Source organism: Nocardia sp. CDC519, assembly GCF_059509835.1.
In genome coordinates this window covers 6,211,116-6,224,157 of the sequence record NZ_CM183377.1, presented here as the reverse complement: position 1 = coordinate 6,224,157, position 13,042 = coordinate 6,211,116, and the positions used below count along the sequence as shown (strand labels likewise).

Here is a 13,042-nt window from a genome sequence, read left to right as displayed (position 1 = left end):
CGTGGTAGTAACTGGAACCGCAGCGACGATCGCGGCGGGTACCGGGACCGGCGTGAATCCGACCGCGGCAGCTCGTCCGAAGGCCGGCCACAGTGGCGGGATCGCCGCGACGACGCACCGCGGCGCGATACGGGCGACCGGCCGTGGAACGACCGTGGCGCGGACCGTCGCGGCGGCGAGCGGAGCGAGCGCGGATCGTCATCGGACCAGAACCGCGGTGGTTACGGCCGATCCGGTGATCGAGATGATCGGCGCGGCGGAGACCGGCGCGAATGGGGCTCGTCCGGCCAGGATCGGCGCGGATACGGCCGGTCGGGCGATCGGGACGAGCGACGCGGGCCCGATGACCGGCGCCGATACGACGACACCACCGGTTCATCGGAGCGTGGCGGCAATCGGCCCGGGTTCCGTGGTGATCGGGACCGCGATTCGCGGCCCGGCGGTCGGGCGAACTTCGGCGACCGGCCCGGTGGGTTCCGGCGCTCCGGCGACCAGGGACCGCGCGAGGACCGGGCGCGCGGCGGGGACGATCGCTACCGCGGTGCGGACAAGGGCGGTTTCCGGCGCTCCTCGGACGACGCTCGCGCCCGGCGTGACGACCGCCCAGGCGGCGGAGATGACCGCTACCGTTCGGACCGGGGAGGCTTCCGGCGCTCGTCGGAAGGGCCTCGTGGCGGACGCGACGATCGAGATCGTGGCGGGAGCGACCGTTACCGGGGTGCGGACAAGGGCGGTTTCCGGCGTTCCTCGGATGACGTTCGCGGCGGCCGCGACGACCGCCGCGGATCCGACCAGGGTGGTTTCCGGCGTGGTGACAGCGGACGGCCGAGCACTTCGGGCGATCGTCCGGGCGGATTCCGACGCTCAGGAGGCGAATCCCGCGGCGGGAGCGGCGGTGGATTCCGTCGCGGCGAGTTCGAGGGCGGACGCCCCGAGCGTGGATATGCCGAGCGGGACGACTCGGGCACCCAGGGCCGGCGCAGCGGTGGTTTCCGGCGGCAGGACGACCGTTCGTCGCAGCGGTCCTTCCCGAACACCGATGCGGGCGATCGCTCCGGAACCGAGCGTGACGACATCGCGCCGATCGAGGCAGCAGCCAGCCCGGACCACGACCAGGACCTGAGCGCAGGATCCGCTGCTACCGAGCAGGCCACTGGCCACTCTTCCCGGACCGAGTCGGTGCCTGCGGCCGCAAGCGGAGAAACTGAATCTCCCGCCGAGCGGACGGGCGACCAGCCGGCTCGTGCAGGCGAGTCCCACGCCGAATCGACAAACGCTGCCCGGGCGGACGACATCGAACGTCGAAGCTCGTCGGCGGACGACGCTGCTTTGCGCCGAACCGAGGAGACGGGTGCGGATGACACCGAGCGGTCGACCTCCGACGCAGACCCGGTTTCGGCGACGGAACTGATTGCTGACGCCGCACCGTCCGGCCGGCGTGGCGATGCCGATAACGCGGATCGACCGGCAGACTGGACCGGCGGCGACGACGCGGGCACGGCTGTAACCGGGGCGCGCGCCGACGACCGCGACGATGCCGTCGAACAGCGGCCCTCGGTGGTCGCGCAGACCGGAGAGCGGGGCGATGTGACCGACAACGGCGACCGTGGCCGGCGCGAAGACAGCCGCGGCTGGAACGATCGCGGGCCGAAGCGGCGCGATGAGGGCCGTGGCGATGGACCCGGTGGCGATCGGCGTCGCGGCGGCGATGGTGGCCGGGCGCCCGGCGGCCGGATGATGGATCGCCGTCCGCCCCGGCCGGAAGAGCCGGACCTGCCCGATGACGTTCAGGCCTCCGACCTCGACACCACGATCCGGCGTGACCTGCTCAGCTTGGACAAGGGCAATGCCGAGACCGTCGCAAGGCATCTGGTGATGGCCGCGCGCCTGCTCGACGACGATCCGGGGCTGGCGCTGGCGCACGCGCGCGCCGCCCGGCAGCGGGCCGGCCGCATCGCGGTGGTGCGAGAAACCGCGGGTGTGGTGGCCTATCACGCTGGTGAATGGGCCGAAGCTCTCTCCGAGCTGCGGACCGCACGACGCATGTCCGGTGGCTCCGGTCTGCTCGCGGTGATGGCCGACTGTGAACGCGGGCTCGGTCGCCCAGAACGCGCCATCGAGCTGGGCCGCAGCGAGGAAGCGCGAGCCCTGCGCGGCGACGAAGCCAACGAACTGCGGATCGTGGTCGCAGGCGCTCGCATGGACCTCGGCCAGTACGACCAGGCCGTCGTCACGTTGCAGACCCCGGATCTGGACCCCTCACGCACAGGCTCGGCCGCCGCCCGCCTGTTCTACGCCTACGCCGACGCCCTGGTCGCCGCCGGCCGCGCCGAGGAGGGCCTGACCTGGTTCCTCAACGCCGCGGCGGCAGATCTCGACGGCGACACCGACGCGGAGGAACGAGCGGCCGAACTCACCGGCGACGCCTGAGCGCGGCTCACCGGTCAGGTGAGGCCGCCGTCGGCGCGGATGATCTGCCCGGTGACCCAGCCGCTGTCCTGGTGCGCGAGCAACGCGACCATGCCCGCGATGTCGGCGGGGCCGCCGATCCGTCCGAGCGCTGTCATGGCCGCGGTCGCGTCGAGTGCGGCCGGTGGCGCGGTCGAGCGCAGCAGATCGGTGTCGGTCGGTCCTAGGGCGAGCACATTCGCGGTGATGCCGCGGCCGCCGAGTTCTCGGGAGGCGACGCGGGTCAGCTGCTCGGCCGCTGCCTTGCTCGCGGCATAGGCGGCCTCGCCGGGGCTCGGCCAGTGCGTGCCGATGGTGGAGATGGTGATGATGCGGCCGTTGTCGCGCAGGTTGCGCGCGGCGAATTGTAAGGTCAGCAGGGTGCCGCGGGCATTGACCGCCATCGCGTGGTCCCACTCGCTCAGGTCCAGCCCGTCGAGCGGGGCACTGGTGAAAATGCCTGCGTTGGCGACGACGATGTCGAGGCCGATGCCGAAACGGTCGGCGAGAGTGACCGTCGTGGCCTCGAACGCGCCGGCGGTCTGTTCGCTATCGGCCAGATCGCAGGGCACGGCGTGTGCGCGGCCGCCCTGTTCCCGGATCTCGTCGACGAGGGCCTCGGCCGCCGCGGCCGAGGTGCGGTAGGTGAAGACCACAGCCGCGCCCGCAGCGGCCAGCCGCGTGACGATCGCACGGCCGATGCCGCGGGATCCGCCGGTGACCAAGGCGCCGCAGTCGCGCAGTGGAGCGGACTCGGAAGAAGGTGGTGATGGGGTCATCTGGCCAGGATCGCAGGTATTGCGGCCGCATCCTGTCCTCGATTCGGTTCGCGGCTCATGTCGGTGCTGTTGCCTCCACTGCTCCGCGACGGGACGGCGTTGATACGCAGGCCGTGCCGGTCGATCGCATGGGCACTGCGGGTGGGAGGATTTCGGGTGGACGCTGAATCGGTGCGAGGGAGTGATGTGATGCGGGTGCGGGACCGATACGGCGCGCTGCTGCTGGATCTGGACGGGACGCTCTATCGCGGGCAGGTCGTCATCGACGGGGCGCCTGCGGCATTGTCGGAGGGGGACCAGCGGCTGGTGTACGTGACCAACAACGCGAGCCGGGGGCCCGCTGTGGTGGCCGAGCATCTGACCGAACTCGGGTTCCAGGCCGGTACCGAGGACGTCGTGACCAGCGCACAAGCCGCCGCGCGGCTGTTGGCCGAACGGCTCGAACCGCAGGCGCAGGTGCTCGTCGTCGGCACCGACGACCTCGCCGCCGAGGTGAGCGCGGTCGGACTGCGGCCGGTGCGCCGGTTCAACGGCTCGGCGCCGGAGGCGGTCGTGCAGGGCCATTCGCCCGAGACCGGCTGGCCCGACCTCGCCGAAGCCGCCTACGCCCTGCGTGCCGATGCGCTGTGGATCGCCGCCAACACCGACAAGACCTTGCCGAACGAGCGCGGCCTCGCGCCGGGCAACGGATCGATGGTGGCGGCGTTGCGGGCCGCCTCCGACCGCGAACCCGTCGTCGCCGGGAAGCCGTATGCACCGCTGCTCGAAGACGCGCTGGTGCGGGCGGGTACGCGCAACGCGCTCGTGGTCGGGGATCGACTCGATACCGACATCGAAGGCGCGGCACGCGTCGAGCTGGATTCGTTGCTGGTGCTCACCGGCGTCAGCACCGCGGCCGATCTCGCGGAATGGCCCGAGGAGCTGTGGCCCACTTACGTCGCGACGTCCCTGGACGCGCTGAATCAGCCGCCGGTGCCCGCGGGGGACGGTGATCTCGCCGACACCCTGCGCGACAATCCTGGTCGCGCCGTGACGGTACGCGCGTCCCGTTCCGAAATCCGATAGCGTTGTCGCCACGATGAGTACTCCCACGCCCCGTCCGCCTGTGCCCGGCCCCCGTCCAGGGGCGCCGCTGCCCGGTCAGCATCTGCCTGGTGCACAGGGACGTCCGGAACCGGCCGATCCCGACCGCATCCGCACCGAGATCGATGCGCTGCTGGACGAACTCGGCGCCGGTGCGGGCGCGGGCGACGGTGATCCGGACAGCGGCACCGACCTCACCCGGCGGGCGCACATCCTGGAACAGGCCCACGAGGTCCTGGTGCAGGCGCTGGCGACGGTGGACAAGATCTGAGGTGGCCAGGCGCGCACGAGTGGACGCCGAACTGGTACGCCGCGGATTGGCCAGATCGCGAGAACACGCGGTCGAGCTGATCGGGGCGGGCCGCGTCCTCATCAATGGCGCCGTCGCGGTGAAACCGGCGACGGCCGTGGAACCCGGAACACCGCTGCTGGTGCGGGAACAGCCGGACGAGGTGTCGTGGGCGTCGCGTGGCGCGCACAAACTCCTGGGAGCGCTGGAGGCGTTCGAACCGGGCGGTTTGCGTGTCGCCGGGAAACGTTGCCTGGATGCCGGCGCGTCCACCGGGGGATTCACCGATGTGCTGCTGTCGCGGCAGGCTCGTGAAGTGGTCGCCGCCGATGTCGGCTACGGCCAGCTGGTGTGGCGATTGCAGAACGACGAACGGGTGCGCGTGCTGGACCGCACCAATGTCCGCACGTTGACCCCCGAGGTTATCGGCGGCCCGGTGGAACTGGTGGTGACCGACCTGTCGTTCATCTCGCTCGCGCTGGTGCTGCCCGCGCTGGCCGCCTGCGCGGCACCCGGTGCCGACCTACTGCCGATGGTGAAGCCGCAATTCGAGGTGGGCAAGGAAAGAGTAGGCTCCGGCGGTGTGGTGCGTGATCCGGCGCTGCGCGCCGAAGCGGTCCGCACGGTGGCCTCGGCCGCGGGCGAACTGGGTCTGCGCACCCTGGCGGCGGTGGCCAGCCCACTGCCGGGGCCGTCGGGAAATGTCGAATACTTCCTGTGGTTGCACAACGACGGACCGTTCGACTACGACCACGCGGCGGTCGCGGCCCTGGTCGAACGCGCGGTTGAGGAGGGTCCACAGTGAACGCGCTGACGGGCGAGGCCGCCGGGCGGGAGATCCTGCTGGTCTCGCATCCGGGGCGGGCCGAGATCATCGAGACCTCGCATCGGGTGGCGAAGATCCTCGCCGACGCTGGCATCGGGCTGCGGGTGCTGGCCGACGAGGCCTACAGCACCAAGTTCGAGGCGGATTCGAGCGCAGGCGGCGGCTATCCGGTGCGCGTCGTCGAACACAAGCCGGATGCCGCCCTCGGCTGTGAAATGGTGCTGGCCCTCGGCGGTGACGGCACGTTTCTGCGCGGGGCGGAACTGGCGCGGACAGCGTCGGTGCCGGTGCTGGGAATCAATCTGGGCCGCATCGGTTTCCTGACCGAAGCCGAGGCCGAACATCTGGACGAGGCGCTGGCGCAGGTGGTGCGCCGCGACTACCGGGTCGAACAGCGGATGACGATCGATGTCTCGGTCCGCGTCGACGACGAGGTGGTCGAAAGCGGTTGGGCGCTCAACGAAGCCAGCATCGAGAACGCCGCCAGGATGGGTGTGCTGGAAGTGGTGCTCGAGGTGGACGGCAGGCCGGTGTCGGCGTTCGGTTGCGACGGCATCCTGATCGCCACGCCCACCGGCTCCACGGCTTATGCGTTTTCCGCCGGCGGGCCGGTGGTGTGGCCGGAGCTGGAAGCGCTGCTGGTCATTCCCAGTAACGCGCACGCCCTGTTCGCCCGTCCGCTGGTGACCAGCCCGGATTCCCGGATCGCGGTCGAATCCGTTGCGACGGGCCACGATGCGATAGTTTTCCTGGATGGCAGGCGCACCCTCGCCCTGCCGAGGGGTGGTCGAGTGGAAGCGGTCCGCGGCGCCGAACCGGTGCAGTGGGTGCGGTTGGATTCCGCGCCGTTCGCCGACCGGATGGTGCGCAAATTCCAATTGCCCGTGACAGGCTGGCGTGGCCGACGGCGAACGGAGAGCACACGTGCTGACAGAGATCAGGATTGACGGACTCGGCGTCATCTCCACGGCGACCGCGCAATTCCATGAGGGTCTGACGGTCCTGACCGGTGAGACCGGCGCCGGAAAGACGATGGTCGTCACCAGTTTGCATCTGCTGAGTGGTGCGCGCGCGGATGCCGGGCGGGTGCGGTTGGGCGCGTCCCGTGCGGTGGTGGAGGGCCGGTTCACCATCGACGAGGTGAACGAGGCGGCGCGCGCCGAGGTAGCCGAGGTGCTGGAGGCCGCTGCCGCCGAACGTGACGACGACGGCAGCGTGATCGCCATCCGCACCGTCGGCAGCGATGGGCGTTCGCGTGCGCATCTGGGCGGGCGCGGCGTTCCGGCCTCGGTGCTGTCGGATTTCACGGCCCCGCTGCTGACGGTGCACGGGCAGAACGACCAGCTGCGGTTGCAGCGGCCGGATCAGCAGCTGAGCGCGCTGGATCAATTCGCCGCCGACACCGTCGGACCGCTGCTGCGCAAGTACCAGCAGCATCGCCGGGCTTGGCTGGATGCGCGCACCGAACTGCTCGAACGCACCGCGCGCAGCCGCGAACTCGCGTTGGAGGCCGACCGGCTCAAGCACTCGCTGGCCGAGATCGACGGCATCGCACCGGAGCCGGGCGAGGACGAACGCCTGGTCGCCGAGATCCGCAGGCTCAGCGATCTGGATTCCTTGCGCGAGGCCGCTTCCACCGCACACGATGCACTGGCCGGCCCGGCCGACAGCCCCGAGACCAACTCCGGCGCGCTGGATGCGCTGGGCACCGCCCGATCTCGGCTCGAATCGGCCGAGGATCCGGCCTTGGCGGCCTTGGCGCCCCGGCTGGGTGAGGCGATCGCGGTGGTGGTCGACCTGACCACCGAACTGAGCGGCTACCTGTCGGATCTACCGTCCGATCCGGGCGCCCTGGATTCGATGCTCACCCGCCAGGCCGAACTCAAAACGCTCACCCGCAAATACGCTCCCGATATCGACGGGGTGATCGCCTGGGCCGAGGAATCGCGGGCCCGGCTGGAATCACTGGACGTTTCCGAGGAGACCCTCGCCTCGCTGGCCAAAGAGGTCGAGGTGGCCGCGGACAAGGTGCGCGCGGCGGCCAGCAAGCTGACGGCGGCGCGGACCAAGGCGGCGGGCAAGCTCGCCGAGGCGGTGAGTGCCGAGCTGGGCGGGCTCGCGATGGGTAAGGCGCGGCTCGAGGTGGTGGTGCGGCCGGTGCCTGCGGCACCGCAGGATTCGGCCCCGTTGACCATCGGGGAGACCGAGCTGCACGCCGGGTCGACGGGTGTGGACGAGGTCGAGTTCCGGCTGTCGGCCCATTCGGGTGCGCAGTCGCTGCCGCTGAGCAAGAGCGCTTCGGGCGGTGAGCTCTCCCGGGTGATGCTGGCGCTGGAAGTGGTGCTCGCCGGCAGTGAGCACGGTGCGACGATGGTGTTCGACGAGGTCGACGCCGGCGTCGGCGGCCGGGCGGCGGTGGAGATCGGGCGCAGGCTTGCCCGTTTGGCGCGCACCCATCAGGTGATCGTGGTGACCCATCTGCCGCAGGTCGCGGCCTTCGCCGATACGCATCTGGTGGTCAACAAATCCGATGACGGTGCGGGTGCGGTGAATTCCGGCGTGCGGGCCCTGACCAACGACGAGCGGGTGATCGAATTGGCCCGCATGCTCGCAGGCCTCGACGACACCGAAACCGGGCGTGCGCACGCCGAAGAACTCTTGCAGATCGCGCGGTCCGAGCGGGCCACCGCGCGCTGAGCAGGCGCGGGAACCGAAACCCGGCCGATGCCGGTGCGTGATCGGCACGTGGAATCCGGGCCGGCCCGCCGAGCCGATCCAGACCCCATCGATGCGCAACGGCCGCGCCCGGTGCACTCCGGGCGCGGCCGTTGTCGGAAGGTCAGCTCAGCGCACGGCCTTCTTCGCTCCGTTGATGAACTGGGAGATCAGCACTTTCAGGCCGGCCTCCAGCACCTTGGCGGGCACGGGCAGCGACGGCTCGGACTCCATGGTGTAGGTGACGCGGGTGCCGCCGGGGGCGTCGGCGAAGGTGACGATGCCGACGTGCCGCTTGACCGGCGCGCCCTTGACGATCTTGTATTCCATCCGCTCGCCGGGCACCAGCGCGGTGATCTCCTCGGTGACGCCGACCGGCCCGAGCCCGACGTGATGCTGCGCGCCGACACCTTCGCGTTCGGTGGTGCCCGGCTTGACCAGCTTGAGCTGGACGGGCAGGTAGGGGCTGATGCTCTCGCGGTCGGCGAACAGCCGGTACACGGTCTCCCGCGGTGCGGCGATGACGGTATCGACGGTGGTGCTGGCCATGACGTCTCCTCTTCGGATATCTGTGACCCGGAGAATACGGGTAGTCCCGGGCACTGCGAAAGGCGCACCCCGGATAATTGCGGGCAGGTGGTGTCAGTTTCCGGGCGGCAACTGCGCGATCACCTCGGCGACCTCTTCGGCAGGCGGGCGCCCGATTTCGACGACGATGCCGTTCTCGTCGGGTTCCAGCGGTTCCAAGGTGTCGACTTGGGATTGCAGTAGCGATGCGGGCATGAAGTGGCCGGCGCGGTGGCCGATGCGATCGCGGATCTGCTCGGTGCTGCCGGTCAGGTGCACGAAGATCACGCCGTCGCGGCGCAGGACGTCTCGGTAGCTGCGTTTGAGCGCCGAACAGGTGACGATGCCGGGGCGGCGGGCGGACTGGCGGGTGTCGATCCAGTCGGCGATGCGGCGCAGCCACGGCCAGCGGTCGGCATCGGTGAGCGGGGTGCCCGAGGCCATCTTGGCGACATTGGTCTCGGGGTGCAGATCGTCGCCCTCGAGCATGTCCCAGCCCAGCTTCTCCGCCAGCAGCCGGGCCACGGTCGACTTACCGGACCCCGACACACCCATGACGACCAGGACCGGCGTCACACGACCACGCTCAACGCCAGCACTCCGGCCAGACCGCATACCGATATCAGGCATTCCATCACCGTCCACGATTTGAGGTTTTGCGCAACTGTCAGCCCGAGAAACTCTTTCACCAGCCAGAATCCGGCGTCGTTGACATGAGACAGGAACAGCGAACCGGATCCGATCGCCAGCACCATCAGCGAGACGTGGGTGTTGGACAGGTCGGCGGCCACCGGCGCCAGAATGCCGGAAGCGGTGACCGTGGCGACGGTAGCCGATCCGGTCGCGACCCGGATGAGCACCGCGACCAGCCAGGCCAGGAACAGCACCGGCAAGCTGCTGTCCTGGATGGCGTCGGCGATCAGGTCGGCGATGCCGGTATCGACGAGCACCTGCTTGAAACCACCACCGGCGCCGACGATCAGCAGGATGCCCGCGATCGGCGGTAGCGAACTGTTCATCGTCGCGGAGATGTCGTCGCGGCTCATCCGGGCGGTGGAGCCGAGCAGCACGATGCCGGCCAGCAGGCCGATGCCGAGGGCGACGACGGGTGTGCCGAGGAAGTCGAGGACGGTCTTCGCCGCGGAGGTGGATTCGGGCGCGATCACGTCGGCGAGAGTCTTGCCGAGCATGAGCAGCACCGGCAGCAGGATGGTGCCGATGGCGACCAGGAAGGGTGGCTGGGGCTTCGTGTCGTCGGCGTCGTTGTCGTCCTCGTCGGTGAACAGCTCCGGGACCGGAACATCGACCCAGCGGGCCGCCAGCGTCCCGAACAGCGGGCCGGCGACCACGACCGTCGGGATCGCGACGAGCACACCGAACGCCAGGGTGAGACCGAGGTTGGCGTCGAGAGCGTCGACGGCGACGAGCGGACCTGGATGCGGCGGCACAAGTCCGTGCATGGCCGACAGGCCCGCCAGCGTGGGGATGGCGATGCGCATCAACGGCAATCCGGAGTGGCGGGCCACCAGGATGATCACCGGCATCAACAGCACGACGCCGATTTCGAAGAACATCGGCAGTCCGATGACGGCACCGACCAGACCCATCGTCCACGGCATCAGTTTCGGGCCGGACAGTTTGAGCAACGTGTCGACCACGCGGGTGGCGCCACCGGAGTCTGCCAGCAGTTTGCCGAACATCGCGCCGAAGCCGATCAGGATGCCGACACTGCCCATCGTCGAGCCGAATCCGGAGACGAAACTGTCGACGGTGTCGGCGGCGCCGGACCCGGCACCGATGCCGACGCCGATGGCGCCGACGGTGAGTGCGATGAACGGATGAATCTTCAGCCAGGTGATCGCGGCGACGATGACGACGATGCCCGCGAGCGCGGCGATGACCAGGTGCGCGGTGCTCACCCGGGTACCCTACGTGGCCAGCGGCGTTTCGCCGGGCAGACACGTCCGGGGTTGCGGGCCGATTGCGTGGGGACTCGCCGGTGGCGGGAGGTGCGCAGTGGTATCACAGTGACGAATGTGGTAACAGGTGCGGCGCGCCTCCACCAATGGTTGAGGGTTTGCGGCCATCATCGGCGTCATGAAGATGCTGGCGCTGTTGTCGAAGAACACCGAGACGCTGCCCGGTCGCACCGGAATAGCCCGCGTGGACCGCAACACCCGGCGTCTGCTCAAACGGGTCGGTCCCGGCGACATCGTCGTGCTCGACGAAATGGACCTGGACCGGCTCACCGCCGACCGTCTCGTCGAAGCGGGCGTGGTCGCGGTGATCAACACCTCGCCGTCGATCTCGGGCCGCTACCCGAACCTCGGCCCGGAAGTGCTGGTGGCCAACGACATCCTGCTGCTGGACACGGTGAGCTCGGATGCGTTCAGCAAGATCAAGGACGGCGCCAAGATCCGCATCGACGGTGGCGTCGTCTACGCCGACCGGCTCACCAAGAAGGAGCCGGAAGTCCTCGTCGAGGCCATCGAACTCACCGAGGCCGCCATCGCGGAACGGATGATCGAGGCCCGCAACGGCCTCGCCGATCATCTGGAAGCGTTCGCAGGCAACACCATCGAATTCGTGCGCACCGAATCGGCGCTGCTCATCGATGGGATCGGCGTGCCGGATCTGGAACTGGAGATGCGCGGCAGGCATGTGGTCGTCGTCGGCGACGGGCCGGGGCACGCGGAGGATCTGAAGAAGCTCAAGCCGTTCATCAAGGAGTACGCGCCGATCATGGTCGGCGTCGGGCGCGGCGCCGACACCCTGACCAAAGGCGGCTACCGCCCGGACCTGATCGTCGGCGACCCGGACGAGATCACCACCGCGACATTGAAATCCGGTGCGGAGGTGATCCTGCCCGCCGACACCGACGGCCACGCCAAGGGACTGGAACGCATCCAGGATCTGGGCATCGGCGCGACGACGTTCCCGTCCTCCGGTGCACCGACGGATCTGGCGTTGCTGCTGGCCCACCACCACGGTGCGGCGCTGATCGTCACCGCCGGAGCCGCCGCCTCGCTCGACGAATTCTTCGACCGCGGACGCCGCGACAGCAACCCGGCGACCTTCCTGACGCGGCTCAAGATCGGTTCGACGCTGATGGACGCCACCGCGGTGGCCACCCTGTACCGCAACCGAGTGTCCGGCACCGCGATCGCGCTGGTGGTGCTGGCCGCGCTGATCGCGGTGATCGTGGTGGTGCTGGCCTCGAATTCCGGCACCGAGATGCTGGATTGGGGCGCCGACACCTGGAACCGGTTCGTGCTCTGGGCGCGTGACCTACGGGGTGGGACGGCGGCGTGATCTCGCTTCGCCAGCACGCGATTTCGATCGCGGCGATCTTCCTCGCGCTCGCCCTTGGCGTGGTGCTCGGATCACAGACCCTGGCCTCGGACCTGCTGTCGGGTCTGCGCAGCGACAAGGACGATCTACGCGCCCAGGTCGATACCCTCACCGCAGAGAATCAACGCTTGACCGGGCAGATGAACGGCGCCGATGCCTTCATCGCCCGTTCCGCGCCGCGGCTGCTCGGCGGCACCCTCGCCGACCGCAGCGTCGTGGTGTTCACCACCCCCGACGCCGATCCCGGCGATGTGGACGGTGTCGTGGCCGCGTTGCAGACCGCGGGCGCCGCCGTCACCGGCCGGATCGCGTTCACCGAGGCGTTCGTCGACGCCACCGAGGGTGACCGGATGCGTTCGACTCTCACCAACGTCATCCCGGCGGGCGCCGAACTGCGCACCGGTGCCGTCGACCAGGGCAGCCTGGCCGGCGATCTGCTCGGCCTGGTGCTGCTGCTCGATCCGGCGTCGGGGCAGCCGCGCAGCACGCCGCAGGAACTGGGCCTGGCCCTGGAGACGCTGCGCGGCGGCGGATTCCTGGCCTACGGCGACACCCCCGTGCAGCCGGCCCAGCTGGCCGTCGTCGTCACCGGTGACGGCTCGAAGGCCGGGGAGAACAGCCGCGGCGCCAATACCGCCCGCTTCGCCGGCGCTCTGCGTGCTCGCGGCGCGGGCGTGGTCCTGGCCGGTCGCCCGGGCTCCGCCGAAGGCGCGGGCCCGCTCGCCGTCGTCCGCGACGACGCCCCCCTCGCCGCCGCCGTCACCACCGTCGACAACCTCGACCGCGAACTCGGCCGCGTCACCACCGCCCTTGCCCTGTCCGAGCAACTGGCCGGGCGCACCGGCCGCTACGGCACCGGCCCCACCGCGACCTCCCTGACCCTCGCCGCCCTGCCGGGCTGAGCGCCACCCGGTTGACCTGCCCGAGCAGGTCACCGACTGTATCGGCGGCTACAGGTCCCGGGACTGTCCATGCTCGCCATGC

12 protein-coding genes are annotated in these 13,042 nt (G+C 69.9%); 8 read left to right on the top strand and 4 right to left on the bottom strand.

Annotated elements, in window-relative coordinates; all coding sequences use genetic code 11:
* Positions 1–1,557: 1,557 nt before the first annotated feature.
* Positions 1,558–2,430: a tetratricopeptide repeat protein gene (locus tag AC5W7N_RS28345; RefSeq protein WP_495924224.1), complete on the top strand. Its 873-nt coding sequence runs from the start codon at positions 1,558–1,560 to the stop codon at positions 2,428–2,430.
* A 14-nt stretch (positions 2,431–2,444) separates the two neighbouring features.
* On the opposite strand, the gene AC5W7N_RS28340 is transcribed toward AC5W7N_RS28345, so the two are convergent.
* Positions 2,445–3,227, bottom strand: coding sequence for an SDR family oxidoreductase (locus AC5W7N_RS28340; RefSeq protein ID WP_495922702.1), 783 nt, complete (start codon positions 3,225–3,227; stop codon positions 2,445–2,447).
* 189 nt (positions 3,228–3,416) lie between these two features.
* On the opposite strand from AC5W7N_RS28340, the gene AC5W7N_RS28335 reads away from it, so the two are divergent.
* The 5 genes from AC5W7N_RS28335 to recN are packed head-to-tail and all read left to right on the top strand — an operon-like array spanning position 3,417 to position 8,122.
* A complete protein-coding gene (locus tag AC5W7N_RS28335) occupies positions 3,417–4,292 on the top strand; it encodes an HAD-IIA family hydrolase (protein WP_178127732.1) in 876 nt (291 codons plus the stop codon).
* A gap of 13 nt (positions 4,293–4,305) precedes the next feature.
* Positions 4,306–4,581: a hypothetical protein gene (locus tag AC5W7N_RS28330; RefSeq protein ID WP_163812519.1), complete on the top strand. Its 276-nt coding sequence runs from the start codon at positions 4,306–4,308 to the stop codon at positions 4,579–4,581.
* 1 nt (position 4,582) lies between these two features.
* Entirely contained in the window at positions 4,583–5,404 is an 822-nt protein-coding gene (locus tag AC5W7N_RS28325; protein ID WP_495922701.1) for a TlyA family RNA methyltransferase, read from the top strand.
* Positions 5,401–6,372 carry an NAD kinase gene (locus AC5W7N_RS28320; RefSeq protein WP_416381952.1) on the top strand — a complete coding sequence of 324 codons (972 nt, stop codon included), beginning with the start codon at positions 5,401–5,403 and terminating at the stop codon, positions 6,370–6,372. Before AC5W7N_RS28325 ends, AC5W7N_RS28320 begins: the two co-directional genes overlap by 4 nt.
* Complete coding sequence (gene recN / locus AC5W7N_RS28315) at positions 6,350–8,122, top strand: DNA repair protein RecN (RefSeq protein ID WP_163812523.1); 1,773 nt, start codon at positions 6,350–6,352, stop codon at positions 8,120–8,122. The genes AC5W7N_RS28320 and recN overlap by 23 nt, the downstream gene beginning before the upstream one ends.
* A gap of 147 nt (positions 8,123–8,269) precedes the next feature.
* On the opposite strand, the gene AC5W7N_RS28310 is transcribed toward recN, so the two are convergent.
* From AC5W7N_RS28310 to AC5W7N_RS28300, 3 genes are all read right to left on the bottom strand, one after another.
* Positions 8,270–8,689 carry an SRPBCC family protein gene (locus AC5W7N_RS28310; protein ID WP_163812525.1) on the bottom strand — a complete coding sequence of 140 codons (420 nt, stop codon included), beginning with the start codon at positions 8,687–8,689 and terminating at the stop codon, positions 8,270–8,272.
* A 93-nt stretch (positions 8,690–8,782) separates the two neighbouring features.
* On the bottom strand, positions 8,783–9,322 hold the full coding sequence (locus tag AC5W7N_RS28305; RefSeq protein WP_194989501.1) for a gluconokinase: 540 nt from the start codon (positions 9,320–9,322) through the stop codon (positions 8,783–8,785).
* Positions 9,280–10,626 (bottom strand): GntP family permease, encoded by a 1,347-nt coding sequence (locus AC5W7N_RS28300; protein ID WP_163812529.1) that lies wholly within the window; start codon positions 10,624–10,626, stop codon positions 9,280–9,282. The genes AC5W7N_RS28305 and AC5W7N_RS28300 overlap by 43 nt, the downstream gene beginning before the upstream one ends.
* Before the next feature lie 178 nt (positions 10,627–10,804).
* On the opposite strand from AC5W7N_RS28300, the gene steA reads away from it, so the two are divergent.
* Positions 10,805–12,019 (top strand): putative cytokinetic ring protein SteA, encoded by a 1,215-nt coding sequence (gene steA / locus AC5W7N_RS28295; RefSeq protein ID WP_163812531.1) that lies wholly within the window; start codon positions 10,805–10,807, stop codon positions 12,017–12,019.
* Positions 12,016–12,960: a copper transporter gene (locus tag AC5W7N_RS28290; protein WP_195021575.1), complete on the top strand. Its 945-nt coding sequence runs from the start codon at positions 12,016–12,018 to the stop codon at positions 12,958–12,960. Before steA ends, AC5W7N_RS28290 begins: the two co-directional genes overlap by 4 nt.
* Positions 12,961–13,042 lie beyond the last annotated feature (82 nt).

Excerpts from the sequence above, each read along its gene's own strand:
- AC5W7N_RS28340 (WP_495922702.1), bottom strand. The coding sequence starts at position 3,227 with ATGACCCCATCACCACCTTCTTCCGAGTCCGCTCCACTGCGCGACTGC.
- AC5W7N_RS28335 (WP_178127732.1), top strand. The coding sequence starts at position 3,417 with ATGCGGGTGCGGGACCGATACGGCGCGCTGCTGCTGGATCTGGACGGG.
- AC5W7N_RS28330 (WP_163812519.1), top strand. The coding sequence starts at position 4,306 with ATGAGTACTCCCACGCCCCGTCCGCCTGTGCCCGGCCCCCGTCCAGGG.
- AC5W7N_RS28310 (WP_163812525.1), bottom strand. The coding sequence starts at position 8,689 with ATGGCCAGCACCACCGTCGATACCGTCATCGCCGCACCGCGGGAGACC.
- AC5W7N_RS28305 (WP_194989501.1), bottom strand. The coding sequence starts at position 9,322 with ATGCGGTCTGGCCGGAGTGCTGGCGTTGAGCGTGGTCGTGTGACGCCG.
- steA (WP_163812531.1), top strand. The coding sequence starts at position 10,805 with ATGAAGATGCTGGCGCTGTTGTCGAAGAACACCGAGACGCTGCCCGGT.